This is a genomic window from Streptomyces sp. CNQ085 (genome assembly GCF_022614595.1).
Classification (GTDB): domain Bacteria; phylum Actinomycetota; class Actinomycetes; order Streptomycetales; family Streptomycetaceae; genus Streptomyces.
The window spans coordinates 3,436-21,979 of the sequence record NZ_JAJFAU010000083.1 but is presented as its reverse complement, the minus strand read 5'-3'; the positions used below and the strand labels follow the sequence as shown (position 1 = coordinate 21,979).

Genomic DNA, 18,544 nt, shown 5'->3' with positions numbered 1-18,544 from the left:
GCCGCGGCCCGCGCCTGCCCGCCCAGCCGCCCCAGACGGCCCGCGACCTGCGATCTCTCCCGGTCGGCCGCGCTGCGCCGTGCCCCCAGCTCCTCGACCCGGGCGGCGCACTCGCGCCGCCGCTCCCGGGCTCTGTCCCGTTCCCCGGTCAGCGCCTCGCACCGGCCGTCCAGTTCGGCCAGCCCGGCGGAGGCCTCGTCCACCGACGCCCGCACCTCCAGCAGCGACGGCGCCCCGGCCGAACCGCCCTGCGCGAAGTGGGCGCCGAGCAGATCACCCTCGGCGGTGACGGCGGTCAGCTCCGGGCGGGCAGTCACCAGCTCCAGCGCGTCCCGGAGGGCCTCGACCACCACCACACCGCGCAGCAGCCGCCGCACGGCGGGCAGCAGGGCCTCAGGGCCCGACACCAGCTCCGCGGCCCACCGCGCGCCGGGTACGTCCAGGGTCGCGGAAGGCTCCTCCCGGGGCGCGCCGCCGAGCACCAGCGCCGCACGGCCGGCGTCCTGTGCGCGCAGCAGGCGCAGGGCACCGGCGGCCGCTGCCGGGCCGTCCACGGCGACGGCGTCCGCGGCCGGGCCGAGAGCGGCGGCGACGGGCACCTCGAAGCCGGGGGTCACGGTGAGGAGCTCGGCGGCCGGGCCGAGCAGTCCGGTCAGTTCGCCGCCGGCGCCGAGCAGGGCGCCGGTGCCGTCCTTGCGGCGCAGCCCCAGGGCCAGGGCGTCACGGCGGGCAGCGGTCGCCGCGCGTTCCCGCTCCGCGGCCGACAGCGCCTCTCGGGCCGCGCTCAGCTCCGTATCGGCCTCGGCCAGTTCCCGTCCGGCCGCCTCGTGGCCCTCGGCCAGCTCGGTGTCGTCCGCGTCCAGCCCGTCCACCTCGGCCCGCAGCGCCTCGTACTCCTCCCGGGCCGCCGCCGCGCGCTCGGCCGCCTCGTCGCGGGCGGTGGCCAGCCGGTCGATCTCGGCCTGCGCCGAGGCGGCGCGGCCACGGGCGGCGGTGACCTGGCCGTGCAGCCGGGCCAGTCCCTCGCGGCGGTCGGCGATGGCGCGGGTGGCGTCCTTCAGCCGCCGCTCCTCGTCCGCCAGGGCGCGCTCCAGTTCGGCGCGGTGGGCGACGGTGTCCTCCAGCGCCCGGCCCGCCGTCTCGAGCGCGGCCGTCAGCTCCGCCTCCTGCTCGCGGACCCGGGCCGCCTCGCGCTCCATGTCCTCCGGGTCGCGTCCCCGGCGCTCCTCGACGGGCTCGGCGGACGCACTGCGGACCCGGGCGTCGGCCAGACTCACCGTGCCGCGCACCCGCTCGGCGAGCTGCGACAGCTCGTACCAGGTCTGCTGCGCCTGTTCCAGCCGCGGCGACAACTCCCTGACCCGCTGCTCCAGCGCGGCCTCCCGCCGCAGCACCTCCGCGAGGCCGGCCTCCACCGCCTCCTTCCGCTCCTTGAGCGCCGCCTCGTCGGCGAGTTCGGCCCTCAGCGCCGCGCGCAGGGCCACCAGGTCGTCGGCCAGCAGCCGCAGCCGGGCGTCCCGCAGATCGGCCTGGATCACCGCCGCCCGGCGCGCGACGGCCGCCTGCCGCCCCAGCGGCTTGAGCTGGCGGCGCAGTTCGTCGGTGAGGTCCTGGACGCGGGCGAGGTTGGCCTGCATCGCGTCCAGTTTCCGCAGCGCCTTCTCCTTGCGCCTGCGGTGCTTGAGGACGCCGGCGGCCTCCTCGATGAAGGCCCGGCGGCCTACCGGATCCGCGTGCAGGACGGAGTCGAGGCGGCCCTGGCCGACGATGACGTGCATCTCGCGGCCGATACCGGAGTCGGACAACAGTTCCTGGATGTCCAGCAGCCGGCAGGTGTCGCCGTTGATCTGGTATTCGCTGCCGCCGTTGCGGAACATGATCCGCGTGATGGTGACCTCGGTGTACTCGATGGGCAGGGCGCCGTCGGAGTTGTCGATGGTCAGGGAGACCTCGGCCCGGCCGAGCGGGGGGCGGCCGGAAGGGCCCGCCGTCCCCGCGAAGATGACATCCTCCATCTTGCCGCCGCGCAGCGACTTGGCGCCCTGCTCACCCATCACCCACGACAGGGCGTCCACGACGTTGGACTTGCCGGAGCCGTTGGGACCCACCACGCAGGTGATGCCCGGCTCGAAACGCAGCGTCGTGGCCGAGGCGAAGGACTTGAACCCGCGCAGGGTCAGGCTCTTGAGGTGCACGTATCCGGACTTTACTCCCAGGTGTCGGTTCCGCGGCCGAAGCGGGTTTCACCGCTGAACGGGTGGGGCACATCACACGGTAGAAGCCACACCCCGGCCGGAAACGACGAAGGGACGCCGAAGCGTCCCTTGCAGTTTTCTCCAGCGGCTCGGCGCTGCGTTCCCCGGACCGGGAGGTCAGGTGAGCGCAGGCTCCGCCTTGGATACGTCGATGCTCTCCAGCAACGAGTCGCCGTGCCGTGCAGCGGCGGCCGACAGCGCGTCGTTCTCCGCCTGAACCCGTACCAGCTCGGATTCCAGGTCCTGAACACGCTGCTGCAGCCGTCGCATCTCGGCGAGGACTCGGGGGTCGGAACCGCCGACGTAACCGAGAAGCGCCTTTGCCATGATGGATGGTCCTCCACACTGAATGACCGACCGGAACGGTGGTGGATCGTGAGGGATTCGTACCCGCGATCGCCGTTCGGCCTTCATTCCCAAGGCAGAACTGCTGCGATGCGCGGGGCTTCCAGAGTGTCACCAAAACTTTTGACGGTCAACACGATCACGCCGCGCACCCCGGCGGCCTTGACTCGACGGCACTCAATCTGCCGGAGGGCTCGCGGGGTTCCTCGGGGGGTGACGCTGGCCGCAGCCTTGCACGTCACGAGGGGAAAGGCAACCTCTTTGGATCATCGGATCGCAAAGCCCTCGTAGCCCCCGCGCGATGGCCCCCAGATCTCGGTCACGCCTTCGACCCGACCCGGCGTATCACCCGTTCGGAGCCATCTCAGCAGCAGCTCGCAACGATCACGCGGCCCTTCGGCAACCACCTGGACCCGGCCGTCGCCGAGGTTGAGCGCGAAGCCCGCCAGGCCGCCGATCCGCAGCGCGCTGGCCCGGGTGAACCAGCGGAAACCGACCCCCTGCACCCGTCCGCGCACCCAGGCCGTCATCCGGACGGTCTCCCCGGCCGCGTCCTCACCGGCGCTCTGTGTCCTCGTGCTCATGGGTGCACGCTATCCGGGCTCGCACCGCTCCTGCGCGCCCCCGCCCTCTCCCGCCTCCCGTGTTTGCGTCGCCCGCCCCTCCGCCCCGTATGGATGCCGTACAGTCACGCCGCAACGGGACTCACTCTTTCGAGTGACAAAAGTGACGCCGATCACGTGAGGACTGCAGCAGATGGGACGCCACCGCCGCGCCGAACCGGTTCCAGCTCCGGCCCCCGTCGCCTCCGACCGCCACGCGGCGGGCGGACGCCACCGCGGCCCGCACCGCAGGCGGAGCGCCGCCCCCGTCCGCACCGGCCTCCTCGGAGCCTCGGCCGCGATGGCGATGGGCGCCGTGGCGGTGGCCTCGGGACTACTGCCCGGCCCGAACGGCGACTACACCGTCGGCGGGTTCGCCTCCCCCTCCGGCGTGGCCCCGGACGACCTGCGGGACCTGCGGACCCAGGGCACGACGACACCGGCTCCGGACGCCCGCGGGGAGGATCCCAGCGCCGGCCACGGCGACGACCGTACCGTTTCCCCCGGCGCCGAGCCCTCCCGCGGCCGGGCCACGGAGAAACCGGAGACCGCCCCGTCGGAGAAGCCGGCCGAACCCACCCCGTCGCGCGGCGATACGCCTCCGGCCGAGGAGGGCGACGCGGGCGACGTCCTCCGCGCGCCTTCCGACACCCCCGGCGCACCCTCCGCCTTCCCCACCAAGCCCACCGCAACCGGCCTCCCCTCCCCCGACGAGGAGACGGCCGCCGCAGCGGAGGTGCTGAGACTGGTCAACCTGGAACGCGCCGAGGCCGGTTGCCGACCGGTCACCGCAGATCCCGAACTGGCGGAGTTGGCGCAGGAGTTCAGTCGGGACATGGCCACCCGGGATTTCTTCTCCCACACCGGCCCCGACGGCGACACCCCCTGGGACCGCGCCGAGGCGGCGGGCATCGGCAACCTCGGCGGCGAGAACATAGCCCGCGGCCAGGCCGACGCCCGGTCGGTGATGGACGCCTGGATGGACAGCCCCGGTCACCGTGCCAACATCCTCAACTGCGACTACCGGACCCTGGGCGTGGGCGCGCACTTCGCCGAGGGCGGCCCCTGGTGGACGCAGAACTTCGGCTTCTGAGAATCCTCCAGGTCAGAGCCCTGATCTGCCCCCTGGGCCGTCTCCGGGCCGTCGCCCGAGCCCACCGGGCCGCCGAAGACCCGGTCCACAGCGGCACGGGTCCGCGTCTGGCTCGTTGGCATCAGGTGCGTGTACGTCCGCAGGGTGTAGCCCGGATCGTGGTGCCCCAGGTACTCGCTCAGAGCCTTGATGCTCTCCCCCGCGTCCAGGAGGACCGAGGCGTAGAAGTGCCGTAGCGCGTGCATGCCGTTCTCCCGCCCCGTCGGCACACCGACAGCCCGAAGTGCCGGCCTCCACACACGGTCGTTGAAGCGGTTCCGGTCCAGCGGGAGCCCGGTCGGGCTGGAGAAGAGAAGCGTCGCCGTCACCGGCGGACCGTCCGGCATCTTCCACGGCAGCGTGATCTCACACGGCTTGTGCCGGGTGATGTGGTCGGCCAGGACGGCCGCCACGGATTCCGGCAGCGGTACGTCCCGCTCCTTGCCACCCTTGGGCGGAGCGAACACCGGCCGGTTGTCCAGCAACTTGACCTGGCGGACGACGTGCACCAGGCCGCCGAGGAAGTCGAGGTCCTCCACGGCCAGGCCGAAGACCTCCCCCTGCCGCAGCCCACAGCCCGCCGCCAGCTCGACCATCGCGCGGTAGCCGTCCGGGAGCTGCGAGCGGACCGCCATCACACGTTCCTCCGGCCACGGCTTGACCTTGCGCGGGTCGGGCCGGGGAGCCTTGACCGACCGGGCCCGGCATGGGTTCTCGCGGATCACGCGGTCCTCCACGGCAGCGGTGAAGACCGTCGAGACGTGCGCGAAGATCACCCGGCGGTAGGCCGGGGACAGTCCGGCGTCCTCCATCTGCCGCATCCACAGCCGCAGATGCGACGGCTGGATCGTCCCCATCCCCCGAGAGCCCAGGTACGGGACCGCGTGCAGCCGTAGCCGCATCTCGACGGAGCCCCGCGTAGCCGGGTCGGTCGTCTGCGTCTTGATCCAGTCCGCGGCGTACTCCCGGAACGTGACACGGCCCGACGCCGGGTCGACGTAGTCACCCCGTGCCATGTCGGCCCCGATCTTGGCGAGCCAGGCTTCTGCCTTGCGCTTGGCCTTGTCGGGGAAGGACTGGCTCTTCTCGGTGCCGTCCGGGGCGACGTACCGGGCGCGGTAGCGCAGGCCGGTGCCGTGCCGGTCGGTCTTGACCTTGACCGGCTTGCCGTCCGGGCCGGGCATGGTCTTGAACCAGCGGTCCTGGATGTGTCCGGCCATCAGGCAGCCGCCTCCATCTGCTCGGCCACCCAGCGCCGTACGTCTTCGGGGTCGAAGCGCAGGTGACGGCCGACGCGGAAGCCGCGGGGGCCGGTGCGCTTGCGGCGCCACTGGTAGACGGTCTCCACCGGCACGCCCAGGAGGTCGGCCACGTCCACCGGGGTCAGGTAGCGGGCCGGGAGCGGACGGGCCATGGTCACCACTCTCCTTGTGCTTCGAGGTCTGCGCGTGCTTCGCGTGCTGCGTCGCGGGATGCGCGGATATCGCGGGCGATCTGGGCGGCGAGCCAGGACTCGCCAGCGGTGTGGCCGTGCCCGGCGTAGGCCCAGTGGGCGACGGTCAGCACGGTCGCTTCGGGGCGGTCGTCGGGGTCGGGCAGGCCGAGGGCGGCGCGCTGTTCGGCGGCGCGGTAGTCGGCGCGGACTTGGCGCAGCGCGCCGAGGGTGGTGGAGTAGCGGCGCGACTTGGTGGAGAAGTGGCCGCGGAAGCCGAGCATGTGCGCCCACTCGCGCAGCTTGCGGTCCGGGTAGAGCCGGTGCAGGTCGAGGCAGGCCGCGATCAGCCGCTTGGGATGCTCGGGCACATCCAGCAGATCGAGGGCCTCAATGCTGCCGACCCGGTGATCCACCGTGCCGGTCGTCTCGGCGGCCTTGGTGGCGTACTTGGCGACGTAGGAGGCGACGGCCTGTTCGGTGATCTCGCCGCCGTCGAAGGCGCCGATGGGCTGGATGTCGAGCTGGGTGCCCCAGCGCAGGACGCGGGCGGACTGGGTGCCGGCGGCGGGCACGGTGACCGCGACGCGGGCAGCGGCGGCGCGGATAGCGTTGGTCAGCAGCTCCACGGTGGCCCACTGAGGCGGGGCGGAGGCGGGTCCGCCGGGGCCGTCGAAGCGGATGACGGCGTGGAAGTGGACCGCGCCCCGGCGCTGGTACTCGGCGACCTTGCCGAAGGACACCCGCAGCACCTGATGGCAGGCTTTCTGGGTCCGTCCGGTCTGCCGGGCGACTTCCCGGCGCAGGTAGATGGTGAAGTACCGCCACAGCTCGGAGGCGTGGTTGTTCCACAGCACCGCGCCCGCGTAGTCGTAGGTGTCCGGGTCGAGCGGGGTGCCCAGCTCGGGCGCGTTCTCGCGGTGGCGGGCACCGCAGCGGCACCGGCCGCGGGCGGGCCGGTTGTGCACCGGGCCGAAGGACGGTGCGGTGAGGGTGGCGAAGACGCGGGGGTGGTCGCGGACGGCCTCGGCCACGCCCTTGGCCGGGTCGCCGGTCAGTCCGGCGCGGATGAGGTGGTAGGTGTCTCCGGCGTAGGTCCAGGCGCAGGACGGGCAGCGCGAGGCGCGGCGGTTGCCGCAGGCTACCCGCAGCCTGCCGCCGGGCTCATCATCGGTGGAGTAGGCGTGCAGGACGGTGTCGGTGGTGCGGTCGAGGGTCTTGGTGGAGCCGGTCAGGTGGATGGGGTCGGCGCAGCCGCCGGTGCGGCGCACCTGTTCTTGCCAGCGGTCAAAGCCGGGGGACCCGGCCACCCGCAGGAAGTCCTGCCAGGTGATCGGGTCCACCCCCGCCAGCGTGGCGGCGTCGGTCATGGGCGCGGTCACCGCCCGGCGCGGACCAGGACCGCGGCGCGGGTGGCGTGGCCGGTGCCTCGGCAGGCCGGGCAGACCACGCGGACGGCCACGCGGGTGCCGTCGCGGTGGCGGGTGCCGGTGGTGATGGCCACGGTCGGGAAGCCGTCGCAGTCGCGGCAGATCGGCCGGGGCGGAGCGTACTGGGGCATGATGAGGTCCTCTCTTTCGGATCTGCGGATCTGGAAGGGAAAGGAGGCGTCCGGGGCGGCGGAGACTTGGCGGTTGAGGCCGCCCCGGAGGCCGTTCAGCGGCGGTGCTGGCTGTTGAGCAGGGAGCGCAGGACAACCGCGCACACGGCCACGGAAGTGGCGGTGACAGCGACGGCCAGGAACAGCGAGACCAGCACCGTGCCAGTCACCAGGACGGCCGCGGTGCCACCGGCGGCGACGGCGACCAGGGCGCCGGGGGTGAGCTGGAGGACCGGCCGGGACGGCGCCGGAACCGGGGCGGGTGCGGTGGCCGGATCCGGGTCGGCGGGGACCAGCGGCGCGGCCGGGGACGGGGCCGCGGGCGTGGCCGGGGCCGTGTAGGTGTCGGGCGGCGGGTAGGTGGGGCGGAACATCGACATCGCGGGTGCTCCTCTCAGGTCAGGCGGTGCAGCGGTGGGTGCGGGCGGCCAGCTCGGCGGCCGAGCGGCTGTGGTAGTCGGCGGAGAAGCCGCAGCGCGGAGCGGTGCAGGCGGTGGTGTGCTTGTCGCGGCCCCGGCCGTCGTAGTGGGTGCCGACCTGGACCGGGCCGATACGGGTCACGTCGCGGAAGCGGTTCGGGCGCGGCATGGTCACTCCTTGGTTGTGGGGTCGGGGTAGCTGGCCAGGATGTAGGCCACTTCGTCGGGGTCGGTGGTTTGCTGGGCGGCTTCCTCGGCGAGCCAGCGGGCCAGCTCAGGGCGGCCGGTGTCGGCCATCTCGCGGGCGGCGTCGAGGAAGTCGGAGCGGTCGGGTTCACGTCCGGCCATGGCGGATCAGTCCTCCTGTCAGACGAGCTGGGCGGCGATGGCGTCGGCCATCGGGGCGGGCACCCCGAGGCGGGCGCGCAGGGTGCCGGGGTCGATGGGCGTGCCGGTGCGGGCGCGGTGGGCGTCGGCGACCTTCCGTGCGTGCTCGACCAGCGCGGCCGGAACCGCCACCGCCGGAGCAGCAGCCGGAGCCGGAGCCGGGTCGGCAGCCGGGGCCGATTCGGGTTCGGGCGCGGCCGGGGCGGGATCGAGTTCGGGGACCGGGTCCGGCTCGAAGGCCGGGGCGGCCGGTTCCGGTGCGCGCTCGACGACCGGGGCAGCCGAGGGCTCCGGTGCGGAGGCCGGCGCATCCGGCTCCAGCTCCGGGGTGGTGTCGGGTGTGGTGTGGGCCAGCAGGGTTCCGCCGAAGAAGGCCAGCGCGGGCCATCCGGCGACGAGGATCCGCAGCCAGGCGGGCACGTCGGCCAGGTCGAGGAGCCCGGCGGTGGCGACGTTGGCGCCGAGCGAGGCCGCGAGGGCGATGATGAACCAGCACCAGGCCGAGCCCGCGGGAAGGTCGGCGGCTTGCAGGGTGCGGATGCGGTGCCAGGCGGCGACCAGCAGCAGATCCACGCTGATGGGGTAGGCCCAGGCTTTCCAGCCGTCCTGCCCGGCCGCCGCGGCCAGGTCGTGCAGGTGGGCGAAGGACAGGGCACCGGCGATGACGGCCTGGATCAGCACGGCGTCGAGGCGGAGTTTGGTACGCACGGGGAGCACCTCCTTTCAGGCATGGCGGGGGTAGGGACACGGCGCGAAGAGCGGTCGCGCCCACCGATGGCGGGGAGGGGTGTTAGTCGGTGACCGGGGCCGGTTTGACCAGCGACGGCCGCTCATCCGCATCCGGCACGGCCGGGGCGGCGGGCCGCCAGGCGGCCAGGGCCGGAAGGTCGGGGGTGAGATGGGCGAAGGTGCGGCAGACGGTCGCCGCAGCGTCCGGGGCGATCTCCACGGTGCGGATGCGGGACCAGGCGCCGGAGGCGTCTCCGGCCACGGCCAGGCCGGGCCGGTCCGGGGCGATGGTGGTGGCCACCGGAATGGCCTCGGGGGCGATGTCGTTCAGCCCCATCTCGGCGGTCTGCTTGTCGTTGACCCGGTGCACCACCCGGCCGGTGAGCTGAGCGCGCAGCGAGGTGGCGCCCTTGCCCAGGTCCGAGCCGAAGCGCTGGCCGCAGATCTCCAGGTAGATGCCAACCGCGCGGGCCATCTGCGCCAGCCGCACCAGGGACGTGACCATCTCATCCCGGCGCGCCTCGTCCTTCTTGGCGGCGACCAGGAACAGTTCGGCCACCTCATCCACCAGCACCACCACCGGGGTCGGCCGCGTCTTCTTGGGCAGGTCCCACAGGTCCGAGGCCCCGTGCTCGCTGAGCAGGTCGAAGCGGTCCTCCATCACCGCCACCAGGGCGGCCAGCAGGCCGGATGCCTCATCCGGGGTGGTGGCCAGCGCCGACAGCCGCGGGCCAAAGCGGCGCTGCTCCACCCCGCGCTTGCAGTCGATGCCCACCAGCGCCACCGGCCGGACCGCGAGCGCGGTGATCAGGTTGCGCAGATACATCGACTTGCCCGACTGGTTCGCACCCAGCGTCAGCGCGTGCGGAATGGCCCGGTAGTCGCGCACGAACGCGGTGCCGTCCTCGCGCAGCGCCACCGGCACCACCAGCGCATCCGTGGGCAGGCCCCGACGCGGCATCCGCACCCGCTTGAGGATGTCGTAGCCGGTCATCCGCAGCTCCACCACACCCGGCTTGACCTCGGCCACGTGCACGGCGTGCACGCCCCAGGCGTGGCGCAGCCGCACCGAGGCCGCCGCCACATCTGCCGGTTCCAGCCCGGCCGGAAGCCGCAGCCGCATCCGCAGCCCTGTCGCGCTGGGCCGCACCCGCAGAATCCGGGGCGGAACCGGCCGGACCTCCCGGCGGGCCACCGTCCGGGTCAGGAAGGCCCGCGCCCGTGACGGGGTGACGGTCAGCCCGCACACCTCCATCGTGGCCGCATACGTCAGGTGCAGCCGCACCCAGGCCACCGGCAACCCGGCCAGCAGCCAAAACAGGGCCGGGAACCGGCGGCGAGCGAGCAGCCCGCCACCGGCCACCACAGCGACCACCAGCACCACAGCAGTCAGGTTCGACATGGCCGATCAGCCCTGCACCGTCGCCGGGACCATCGGGGTGATGGCCACCGCGCGGAAGGAGATGCCCTGCCGCTTCTCGCCGTTGAAGACGTTCTCCCACTCCCGCGCCCGCAGCCCGGTCACTCCCACCGGCGCCCCGGTGGTCAGCTCCCCGGTGATGCCGGTCTCCAGCACCGTGACCTTGTCCAGCAGGTTGGCCTCACCGTCGTCCACCACCATCAGGCCCACCGTCATCAGCTGCGCGCCGGTCTCCGGGTCGGTGGCGATCTCACCGGTCCGCCGGTTCGCGATCTTCGGCTGCGGGGAGGTCGCCACGATCACCGCAGCGGTCGACAGGTCGATCTTGAAAGACGCCATGACAGGACTTCCTCTCAGGGGAGGGCAGCAGGCAGGCACTGCCCACGGGCCAGATCAACGTCTGCATTGTTTGAACAATGCGAACAGTTCAGATGTTGACCCCTCGGCGGCGCTCCGTCAAGAGCTTTGGCCACATTGACTGGACAATGCAGGTCGCGCGGCGTTTCATGGAGACATGGCAGTCAAGAAGGTCGGTCGCGGCACCTACAAGCAGCAGATCTCCGACGACCTGCGCCAGCAGATCGCGGCCGGCACTCTCGCGCCCGGCGCCAAGCTGCCGACAGAGGCCCAGCTCACCGACGAGTACGGCGTGACGCGCGGCACCGTCCGTGCGGCGCTGGACATCCTCGTCAACGAAGGACTGATCGTCTCCAAGCGCCCCGTCGGGTACTTCGTCCGCGAGCGCAAGCCGATGGTCTTCCGACCCCAGGCGGAGTTCCGCCCCCGGCCGTACACGCCGGAGATGGACGCCTTCATGACCGAGCACCAGGGCCGCGACCCCGAGCAGACCATCGAGGTCAGCATCGTGGAGCCGACCGCCGAGGTGACCAAGCGCCTCCAGCTCGAAGCCGGGCAACTCGTCGTCATCCGCCGCAGGGTCCGCTACCTGGATGGCGAGCCGTTCAACATCAACGACAGCTTCTTCCCGCTCGACCTGGTGCGGGACACCCCGATCATGCGGCCCGAGAGCATCCCCGAGGGCGCGAACGAGGTGCTGGCCGGACTCGGCTACCGTCAGGAGCGGGCCATCGATGAGCTGTACGTCCGCATGCCCACCCCCGACGAGGTACGACGGCTGGAGCTGGCCCCGGGAACTCCCGTCGGCTACCACGTGTGCACCGGGTACACCGAGGAGGGCAAGCCCGTCCGGGTCGCGATCTCGGTCCTGCCCGGCGACCGTCACGTGATCTCCTACGAGCGACGCCGCGAGACGCCCGCGGACCAGTCATGAGCGGACTCCGCATCCGGCCCGCGAGCGCCGAGGAGCTGCCGACCGTCGAGGAGCTTCTGATCGAAGCGTCCGAGTGGCTCGCCTCACGCGGGATCGACCAGTGGCAGTTCCCGCCCCACCGCGACCGCATCCAGAAGGCCATCAGGCACGGCGAGTGCTTCCTGGCGGTCGATGACGAGGACCGGCCCACCGGCACGATCACCGTGGACGACCACGCCGACCCGGAGTTCTGGACCGAGGCCGACGACCCCGACAGTGCGCTCTACGTTCACCGCATGGCGACGAGCCGGGCAGCGGCGGGGCGGGATATCGGGGCCGTGATGCTGGACTGGGCTACCAAGCGTGCCGCTCAGCAGGGCAAGGGGTGGTTGCGCCTGGATGCGTGGAAGACCAACCCCGGGCTGCACCGCTACTACGAACGCCAGGGGTTCACACTGGTCAGGTTGGTCGACCTGGAGCACCGGAAGTCAGGTGCCCTGTTCCAGCGCCCCACGTAGGGCTGTTACAGGTTTCTCCACCTCATCAAGGCTCGCTCCGCTCGCTTGCCCGGCCGCCGGGGAACGGTCCACCGACCACCGCCAACCCGAGCCGCCAAACCGCAGCTCCAGCAACCCCGGACAGCCCTCGACCCTGCCCGCCGCTGTGTCCGACTGGCCCCAACCAGGATCGACCACACCGGTCGGCATCTCTGGACCGGCGGAACCGGTGGGGCCGTGCACAGCACACCAGGAACACGAAAACGCGTCCCACGGTTCCCGGCCTCCACGTCTGCACAGGTGCAGTCTTGATCCCACAGGGATCAGGTGCCGCGCACAGCGCGGCGGCGCCGGGGCCGGGCGCCGCCGCGCTTGGCCCCTCCTCGTCTTCGCCGCCGGGGCCGCGCGCCGTCACCCGCCCGCGCCCGCAAGGGGGCGAAAAGACCAGGCCGGGGCTGGGGCGGTCGGCTCCACGGCTTTACCCACCTGCCCGGTCCGGGACCCGCGTCGGGCACGACCAGGGGGCCACTCGGACACATTGCGGGCAGGTCCAAAGCCTGCCCGAGTTGCCAACCAGCGTACGGCCCCCTGATCATGCCCGACCCCAGCCCAGGCAGGACACCGGCCAAACCCGTTCCACCGACCTCACGCCGTAACCGCAGGCCGTGTCCCCGGAAACCTTCGCCTGCCAACAAGTTGACCGGGATCGTCACCGCGTTGTCAGCCCTAGCCGTAGCCTTCGTCCATGCGCAGAGGAGCGATCACACGGACATCCGTACTCAAGACCATCGAGGAGCACGACGAGACAGGACGTGAGGCGTTCCTGTCGAAGTACGGCTTCGGAGAGGCCCGATCGTACGTTCTCGTGCACGAGGGGCGGGAGTACGACTCGAAGGCGATCGCCGGAGTAGCGCATAAGTGGGACCAGGGACGGGCTCTGACTTCCGGCGAGTTCAGCGGTGGCAAGGAGCATGCGGCCGCATGGCTGAAGCGCCTTGGTTTCCAGGTCAAGATCAAGGAGTAGGGGCGGGCTAGCGATCTTCAGGACCGGTGCTGTACAGCGACCATCGCGACCGAGGCCGACGCCCCATTGGTGGTTCGCGTCGAGGGGTGTGCACCGCACCTCCACTCGGGCCGTCGCTGGGCCGTCCGAGGGCAGCCAAAGGCGACCGACGTTGACAACCGTCGGCGGGTAAGCCGCAGGTCACAGCGTTGGCCGCCGGAAGGCCCCCAGGTCAGCGAGGCCCCGCGTCACTTCTTCGGCTTCTGAACGACTCCGCCGGGGTACCCCGTCGCCCCGTCCGGGCGGCGGGCGGTGTTCAGCGCGCCAGGCGGGGCGGGGGCTGGCAGCGTGGGCAGAAGTAGCTGGAGCGGTTCGTCCAGGGACTGCGCCGCATCGGTGCGGCGCAGCGGCGGCAGGGCAGGCCCTCCCGGCCGTAGGCGTCCAGGGAGCGTTCGAAGTAGCCCGACTCCCCGTTGACGTTGACGTAGAGGCTGTCGAAGCTGGTGCCGCCGACGGCGAGGGCCTCGTTCATCACGTCGCGGACGTGGCCGAGGAGTTCGGCGGTGCGCGGGCGGGTGAGGGTGGCGGTGGGGCGGTCGTAGTGCAGCCGGGAGCGCCACAGCGCCTCGTCCGCGTAGATGTTGCCGACCCCGCTGATCAGGGACTGGTCGAGCAGGGCCCGCTTGAGCGTGCTGCTGCGGCGGCGCAGGGCGGCGTGGAATGCCTCCTCGTCGAAGGCCGGATCCAGCGGGTCGCGGGCGATGTGGGCTATGACGTCGGGCAGGCCGTCCTCCGCGGTGTCGTGCAGCGACAGCCCGCCGAAGGTGCGCTGATCGACGAAGCGCAGCTCGGTGCCCGCGTCGTCGGCGAAGCGGACGCGGACGCGCAGGTGCTTCTCGTCCGGGGCGTCCTGCGGCTGGACGAGAAGCTGCCCGCTCATGCCGAGATGGGCCAGGACGCACTGGCCGGTGCCCTCCAGCGGCAGCCACAGGTACTTGCCCCGGCGCAGGGGCGTGCCGACGCGCGCCCCGCGCAGCCGGCCGGTGAAGTCGTCCGCTCCGGCGAGGTGACGACGGATCGCTCGCGGGTGGAGCACCTCGGCCCCGGCGATGGTGCGGCCGCCGATCCAGCGCTCGATTCCGCGCCGGACGACCTCGACCTCGGGCAGCTCTGGCAACGACGGCTCCTCGTCGACGGGGATCCCGCGTCAGCGGGAGGCGGTGTGCGTGTGTGCGGGGGGACCGCGTGTCACTGGTGGAAAGACGCGCCCACCCGTCCGGATTCCAGGCGGGTGGGCGGAAGACGCGAGGCGGGTGCCGGGCCGGTCAGGAGACCTTCTCGGCGGTCTGGCCCTCCCTCTGGTCGGCGGCGGCCCGGATGGCGCGCCAGGCGGCCTCCGCCGCCTGCTGCTCGGCCTCCTTCTTGCTGCGGCCGGTGCCGGTGCCGTACGCGACACCACCGACGCGGGCGGCAGCCGTGAAGGTCTTCTCGTGGTCGGGGCCGGTCTCGGTGACCAGGTACTCCGGGACTCCCAGCCCCTCGGCCGCGGTCAGCTCCTGGAGGCTGGTCTTCCAGTCCAGCCCGGCACCGAGGTTGGAGGACTCCTCGATCAGGGGGTCGAAGAGGCGGTGCACCAGCTCACTGGCCGCCTCCAGCCCCCGGTCGAGGTAGACCGCGCCGATCACCGCTTCCAGGGTGTCGGCGAGGATCGACGCCTTGTCCCGGCCGCCGGTGCCCTCCTCGCCCCGGCCGAGCCGGATGAAGGCGCCCAGATCGAGAGCGCGGGCGACCCCGGCCAGCGCACGGGAGTTGACCACCGCCGCGCGCAGCTTGGCGAGCTGCCCCTCGGGCAGGTCCGGATGGGTGCGGTAGAGGGTGTCGGTGACCACCAGGCCCAGCACGGAGTCCCCCAGGAACTCCAGGCGCTCGTTGGTGGGCAATCCGCCGTTCTCGTACGCGTAGCTGCGGTGCGTCAGTGCACGCGTCAGAAGGGCGGACTCGAGCTGGTACCCGAGCCGCCCTTCCAGAAGCGTGTGGGACGAGGCCGCCGCGTCCACCAGACCCGCCCTCCGCGCCGATTCACCCCCGTCGTCGCGGGGGAGGTCTCCGGGCGTAGTGGCGTCTGACATGGAGCCCGTCACCAGCCGATCAGACCTCGAGGACCTGGCGGCGGTTGTAGGTGCCGCAGTTCGGGCAGGCGATGTGCTGCTGACGGGGCTCCTGGCAGCGCTCGCACTTCACCAGGGCCGGGACCGCAGCCTTCCACTGCGACCGGCGGTGGCGCGTGTTGCTGCGCGACATCTTCCGCTTCGGAACAGCCACGGCTATTTCTCCTGTGGATCGTCCCCGCCAGTGCGGGGTGCGTTGTCTTCGTCCATCCCGCCGTCCCGCATGGAGCCGGCGAGTCCTTCGAGAGCCGCCCACCGGATGTCGACGGCCTCGTTGTGGTCGTGCCCGGGGTCGTCCGCGAGCCGCGCCCCGCAACGGGGGCAGAGTCCGGGACAGTCCTCCTGGCACACCGGCTGCAGCGGCAGCGACAGCACCACCGCGTCACGCAGCACGGGCTCGAGGTCGAGCAGGTCGCCCTCGAGTTGGAACGTCTCCTCGTCCTCGGCGTCGTCGCCGGTGTCCGCGAAGCGGCTCCGGTCGTCGGCGTCGGGGTAGGAGAACATCTCCTGGAAATCCGCTTCGCACTCCTGCTCCAGCGGCTCCAGACACCTTACGCACTCCCCCTTCAGCCGCGCACGGGCGGTGCCCGTGACGAGCACCCCTTCCATGACCGACTCCAGGCGGAGGTCGAGCTCCATGGGCGAGCCCTCCGGCACCCTGATGACCTCGATACCGAGATCCCCGGGAGCCGGGACCGTCCGGGAGAACTCCTTGAGCGCACCCGGACGTCGCCCCAGCTCGCGCGTGTCCAGCACGAGGGGGGAACGGTGGTCGAGGGGGGCGTTCAGGGCTTCCTGCTTTCTGCGGTCTGACACCGGCTGGCTCCGATTCCTGCGTTCTGGGCAGCCGAACGTCGCGGGCGGACCACGACCGAATGGCCAGGATACTGGACCGGCCGCCCCGGACCCAATCCGGTCCGGCCGGACCCGATCCGGGCCGGCGCGGCTAGCGGCCCTGCTCGTACTGTCGCAGCTGCTCCATGTCGATCATGCTGGTGTCGAAGAAGCTGGTCTCGTCGAGCGCCGCGGGCTGCTGCGGGGGCTGCTGCTGGTAGGCGTACGGATCCTGCGGCTGCGGCTGCCCGTACTCCTGCGGATAGCCCTCCTGCTGGTAGCCGTAACCACCCTGCTGGTAGGCGTACGGATCCTGCGGCTGCGGCTGCGGCTGCCCGTACTCCTGCGGATAGCCCTCCTGCTGGTAGCCGTAACCACCCTGCTGGTAGGCGTACGGATCCTGCGGCTGCGGCTCGTACGCGGGCTGCTGCTGCGCGGGAACCTGCGGGGACTGCCGCGGCTGCGGTGCCCGCCGCTCGTGGGAGACGGCGGCGAGGTCCGCGAGGTAGTCGGCGTCGCTCTGCTGCTCCTGCTCGTCCTGGGCCGCCAGATGGGCACCCAGTTCGTCGATGGGCCGGTGGCCGGTGAGTTTCTGCCGCCCGCGTCCGACCGCCTCCAGGGTCTTGGACAGCACCGTCTCGAAGGCCCGGAACTGGGCCTCCACGTAGGTGTCGGCGCGCTCCCGCAGCTCGGCGGGGTCGGCGGGGCGCTCCGGGATGTCCTCGCCGCCCTCCTCGCCGTACGGGCCGGCGCCCGGATCCCGGCCCAGCAGCTTCTCCCGCCCCCGGTCGACCGAGCCTATGGTCTTGCTGAGGACGACCTCGAAGTTGGCGAGTTTGCTGTCGACGTAGTCGTCGGCCTCGGCCCGGATCCCCTCGGCCTCCTGGCGCGCCTGGACGAGGATGCGGTCGGCCTCCTCCTGCGCGCGGCGGGCGATCTCGGTGCCGGAGACCAGCGAACCGCGCTCGGTCTGTGCGGAGTCGATGATCCGCCGGGCCTCCTGCCGCGCCTCGGCGATCATCTGCTCCCGGTCGCCGATCAGCTCCTGGGCCTGGGCGAGCGAGCCGGGCAGCGCCTGCCGCACCTCTTCCAGCATCCCCAGCAGCTCCGCGCGGTTGATCACGCAGGAGGCCGACATGGGCATGGACCGGGCGCCTTCGACCGCCGTGACGATGTCGTCGAGTTTCTGCTGTACGTCCACGGGAGCGACTGTACGGGCAGTGGCCGCCGGTGCGACAGCGGATGCGGGAACCGGCCCGGACGCGGGCCCGGGCGGGGCGGGGGCGCCGGAGGCGTCAGGGGCGGGACAGCCGCTCGCGCAGGGCCTGGAGCACCACGGGAGGCACCAGGTGGGAGACGTCGCCGCCCCAGGCCGCGACCTCCTTGACCAGACTGGAGGAGAGGAAGCTGTAGGTCGGGTTGGTGGGCACGAAGAGCGTCTCCACCCCGGAGAGCCCGTTGTTCATCTGGGCCATCTGCAGCTCGTAGTCGAAGTCGCTGACCGCCCGCAGGCCCTTGACGATGGCCGGGATCTCGCGCTGCTTGCAGAAGTCCACCAGCAGGCCGTGGAAGGCCTCGACCCGCACGTTGCCGTACTCGGCGGTGACCTGGTGGATCAGGTCCATCCGCTCCTCGACGGCGAACATTCCCTGCTTGGACTTGTTGATCATCACCGCGACGTACACCTCGTCGTAGAGCCTGGAGGCGCGGGAGATGATGTCGAGGTGTCCGTTGGTGATGGGGTCGAAGGACCCCGGACAGACGGCGCGGCGCACTGGCGTTTCCTCGCTCTCCATACGGGTCATGACACGTCGGTGACCTCTTCGGCTTCTTCGGCGGCGCGACCGTACCAGAGCGTTCCCTCGCCGTAGCGGCGGGACCGCAGCCCCTCGAAACCGGCGGGCCAGCGGAATTCGCCGCCCCTGGTGCTCCGTTCCACGGTGGCGAGGGCACCGCTCGCGAGCCACCCCCCGGCCCGGAGTGTGAGAAGGATCTCGCGCAGCTCCTCGTCCCCGACGGCGTACGGCGGATCCAGGAACACCACGTCGTACGGCTCCGCGGGAGCCTCCGCGCGCACCGCCTGCTCCGCCCGGCCGGCGCGCACCTCGGCGCCGGGCAGGCCGAGGCCGCGGACGTTCTGGCGGATGGTGCGCACGGCGCGGGCGTCGGACTCGACCAGCAGGACGTGGGCCGCACCGCGCGAGAGGGCCTCCAGGCCGACCGCGCCCGAGCCCCCGTACAGGTCGAGCACCCGCAGGCCCGCCAGCGGGCCGAGCAGCGACTCCCAGGTGGAGAACAGCCCCTCGCGCGCCCGGTCGGAGGTCGGGCGGGTGCCCTGGCCGGGCGGCACCGCCAGGCGTCGTCCGCCGGCCGTTCCGGCGATCACGCGGGTCATCGCTTCACCGTCTCCAGGTCGTGCGCGCGGGTGTGTGGTGGGGGGGGGGGGGGGGG

General features: G+C 72.2%; 24 protein-coding genes. 4 read left to right on the top strand and 20 right to left on the bottom strand.

Translation table 11 applies throughout. The features are described 5' to 3' along the window. From LJ221_RS15105 to LJ221_RS15095, 3 genes are all read right to left on the bottom strand, one after another. Positions 1 to 2,195: chromosome segregation SMC family protein (locus LJ221_RS15105; RefSeq protein ID WP_241717254.1), on the bottom strand; the 2,195-nt coding region annotated here is incomplete at its 3' end. A gap of 177 nt (positions 2,196 to 2,372) precedes the next feature. Then, positions 2,373 to 2,582 (bottom strand): hypothetical protein, encoded by a 210-nt coding sequence (locus LJ221_RS15100; RefSeq protein WP_241717253.1) that lies wholly within the window; start codon positions 2,580 to 2,582, stop codon positions 2,373 to 2,375. Positions 2,583 to 2,866: 284 nt separating this feature from the next. Next, on the bottom strand, positions 2,867 to 3,184 hold the full coding sequence (locus tag LJ221_RS15095) for an acylphosphatase (protein ID WP_241717252.1): 318 nt from the start codon (positions 3,182 to 3,184) through the stop codon (positions 2,867 to 2,869). 172 nt (positions 3,185 to 3,356) lie between these two features. Between LJ221_RS15095 and LJ221_RS15090 the strand changes: the two genes are divergently transcribed. Further along, positions 3,357 to 4,295: a CAP domain-containing protein gene (locus tag LJ221_RS15090; protein WP_241717251.1), complete on the top strand. Its 939-nt coding sequence runs from the start codon at positions 3,357 to 3,359 to the stop codon at positions 4,293 to 4,295. Here the strand turns inward: LJ221_RS15090 and LJ221_RS15085 are convergent. The 10 genes from LJ221_RS15085 to LJ221_RS15040 form a co-directional block, all read right to left on the bottom strand. Next, entirely contained in the window at positions 4,223 to 5,554 is a 1,332-nt protein-coding gene (locus tag LJ221_RS15085) for a site-specific integrase (RefSeq protein ID WP_241717250.1), read from the bottom strand. The two genes, LJ221_RS15090 and LJ221_RS15085, sit on opposite strands and share 73 nt — an antisense overlap. Continuing rightward, positions 5,554 to 5,748 (bottom strand): helix-turn-helix domain-containing protein, encoded by a 195-nt coding sequence (locus LJ221_RS15080; protein WP_241717249.1) that lies wholly within the window; start codon positions 5,746 to 5,748, stop codon positions 5,554 to 5,556. Before LJ221_RS15080 ends, LJ221_RS15085 begins: the two co-directional genes overlap by 1 nt. 2 nt (positions 5,749 to 5,750) lie before the next feature. Then, on the bottom strand, positions 5,751 to 7,136 hold the full coding sequence (gene repSA / locus LJ221_RS15075; protein ID WP_241717248.1) for a replication initiator protein RepSA: 1,386 nt from the start codon (positions 7,134 to 7,136) through the stop codon (positions 5,751 to 5,753). An 8-nt stretch (positions 7,137 to 7,144) separates the two neighbouring features. Next, positions 7,145 to 7,327 carry a hypothetical protein gene (locus LJ221_RS15070; protein ID WP_241717247.1) on the bottom strand — a complete coding sequence of 61 codons (183 nt, stop codon included), beginning with the start codon at positions 7,325 to 7,327 and terminating at the stop codon, positions 7,145 to 7,147. Positions 7,328 to 7,422: 95 nt separating this feature from the next. Then, the gene (locus tag LJ221_RS15065; RefSeq protein ID WP_241717256.1) at positions 7,423 to 7,740 is read right to left on the bottom strand and encodes a SpdD protein; all 318 of its coding nucleotides are present in this window, start codon (positions 7,738 to 7,740) and stop codon (positions 7,423 to 7,425) included. A 25-nt stretch (positions 7,741 to 7,765) separates the two neighbouring features. Then, positions 7,766 to 7,954: a mobile element transfer protein gene (locus tag LJ221_RS15060; protein ID WP_241717246.1), complete on the bottom strand. Its 189-nt coding sequence runs from the start codon at positions 7,952 to 7,954 to the stop codon at positions 7,766 to 7,768. Positions 7,955 to 7,956: 2 nt separating this feature from the next. Next, complete coding sequence (locus tag LJ221_RS15055) at positions 7,957 to 8,133, bottom strand: hypothetical protein (RefSeq protein WP_241717245.1); 177 nt, start codon at positions 8,131 to 8,133, stop codon at positions 7,957 to 7,959. Between the two features lie 18 nt (positions 8,134 to 8,151). Continuing rightward, entirely contained in the window at positions 8,152 to 8,880 is a 729-nt protein-coding gene (locus LJ221_RS15050) for a DUF2637 domain-containing protein (protein WP_241717244.1), read from the bottom strand. An 82-nt stretch (positions 8,881 to 8,962) separates the two neighbouring features. After that, the gene (locus LJ221_RS15045) at positions 8,963 to 10,303 is read right to left on the bottom strand and encodes an FtsK/SpoIIIE domain-containing protein (protein WP_241717243.1); all 1,341 of its coding nucleotides are present in this window, start codon (positions 10,301 to 10,303) and stop codon (positions 8,963 to 8,965) included. Between the two features lie 6 nt (positions 10,304 to 10,309). After that, the gene (locus LJ221_RS15040) at positions 10,310 to 10,660 is read right to left on the bottom strand and encodes a hypothetical protein (protein ID WP_241717242.1); all 351 of its coding nucleotides are present in this window, start codon (positions 10,658 to 10,660) and stop codon (positions 10,310 to 10,312) included. Between the two features lie 175 nt (positions 10,661 to 10,835). On the opposite strand from LJ221_RS15040, the gene LJ221_RS15035 reads away from it, so the two are divergent. The 3 genes from LJ221_RS15035 to LJ221_RS15025 all read left to right on the top strand — a co-directional run bounded on the left by LJ221_RS15035 (position 10,836) and on the right by LJ221_RS15025 (position 13,112). Further along, the gene (locus LJ221_RS15035) at positions 10,836 to 11,612 is read left to right on the top strand and encodes a GntR family transcriptional regulator (protein WP_241717241.1); all 777 of its coding nucleotides are present in this window, start codon (positions 10,836 to 10,838) and stop codon (positions 11,610 to 11,612) included. Continuing rightward, a complete protein-coding gene (locus LJ221_RS15030; RefSeq protein WP_241717240.1) occupies positions 11,609 to 12,109 on the top strand; it encodes a GNAT family N-acetyltransferase in 501 nt (166 codons plus the stop codon). The genes LJ221_RS15035 and LJ221_RS15030 overlap by 4 nt, the downstream gene beginning before the upstream one ends. 724 nt (positions 12,110 to 12,833) lie before the next feature. Further along, the gene (locus tag LJ221_RS15025; protein WP_241717239.1) at positions 12,834 to 13,112 is read left to right on the top strand and encodes a hypothetical protein; all 279 of its coding nucleotides are present in this window, start codon (positions 12,834 to 12,836) and stop codon (positions 13,110 to 13,112) included. Between the two features lie 295 nt (positions 13,113 to 13,407). Here the strand turns inward: LJ221_RS15025 and mutM are convergent, their stop codons facing one another. The 7 genes from mutM to rsmD all read right to left on the bottom strand — a co-directional run bounded on the left by mutM (position 13,408) and on the right by rsmD (position 18,488). Further along, entirely contained in the window at positions 13,408 to 14,268 is an 861-nt protein-coding gene (mutM, locus tag LJ221_RS15020) for a bifunctional DNA-formamidopyrimidine glycosylase/DNA-(apurinic or apyrimidinic site) lyase (RefSeq protein ID WP_241717238.1), read from the bottom strand. 148 nt (positions 14,269 to 14,416) lie between these two features. Then, positions 14,417 to 15,220: a ribonuclease III gene (gene rnc / locus LJ221_RS15015; RefSeq protein WP_241717237.1), complete on the bottom strand. Its 804-nt coding sequence runs from the start codon at positions 15,218 to 15,220 to the stop codon at positions 14,417 to 14,419. Positions 15,221 to 15,239: 19 nt separating this feature from the next. After that, entirely contained in the window at positions 15,240 to 15,413 is a 174-nt protein-coding gene (rpmF, locus tag LJ221_RS15010; protein ID WP_241717236.1) for a 50S ribosomal protein L32, read from the bottom strand. Between the two features lie 2 nt (positions 15,414 to 15,415). Beyond that, positions 15,416 to 16,075: a DUF177 domain-containing protein gene (locus LJ221_RS15005; RefSeq protein ID WP_241717235.1), complete on the bottom strand. Its 660-nt coding sequence runs from the start codon at positions 16,073 to 16,075 to the stop codon at positions 15,416 to 15,418. Positions 16,076 to 16,205: 130 nt separating this feature from the next. Continuing rightward, positions 16,206 to 17,294, bottom strand: a complete 1,089-nt coding sequence (locus LJ221_RS15000) for an ATP synthase F0 subunit B (RefSeq protein WP_241717234.1) — start codon at positions 17,292 to 17,294, stop codon at positions 16,206 to 16,208. A gap of 94 nt (positions 17,295 to 17,388) precedes the next feature. Beyond that, on the bottom strand, positions 17,389 to 17,868 hold the full coding sequence (gene coaD / locus LJ221_RS14995) for a pantetheine-phosphate adenylyltransferase (RefSeq protein ID WP_241717255.1): 480 nt from the start codon (positions 17,866 to 17,868) through the stop codon (positions 17,389 to 17,391). Positions 17,869 to 17,894: 26 nt separating this feature from the next. After that, complete coding sequence (gene rsmD, locus LJ221_RS14990) at positions 17,895 to 18,488, bottom strand: 16S rRNA (guanine(966)-N(2))-methyltransferase RsmD (protein WP_241717233.1); 594 nt, start codon at positions 18,486 to 18,488, stop codon at positions 17,895 to 17,897. Between the last annotated feature and the right edge of the window lie 56 nt (positions 18,489 to 18,544).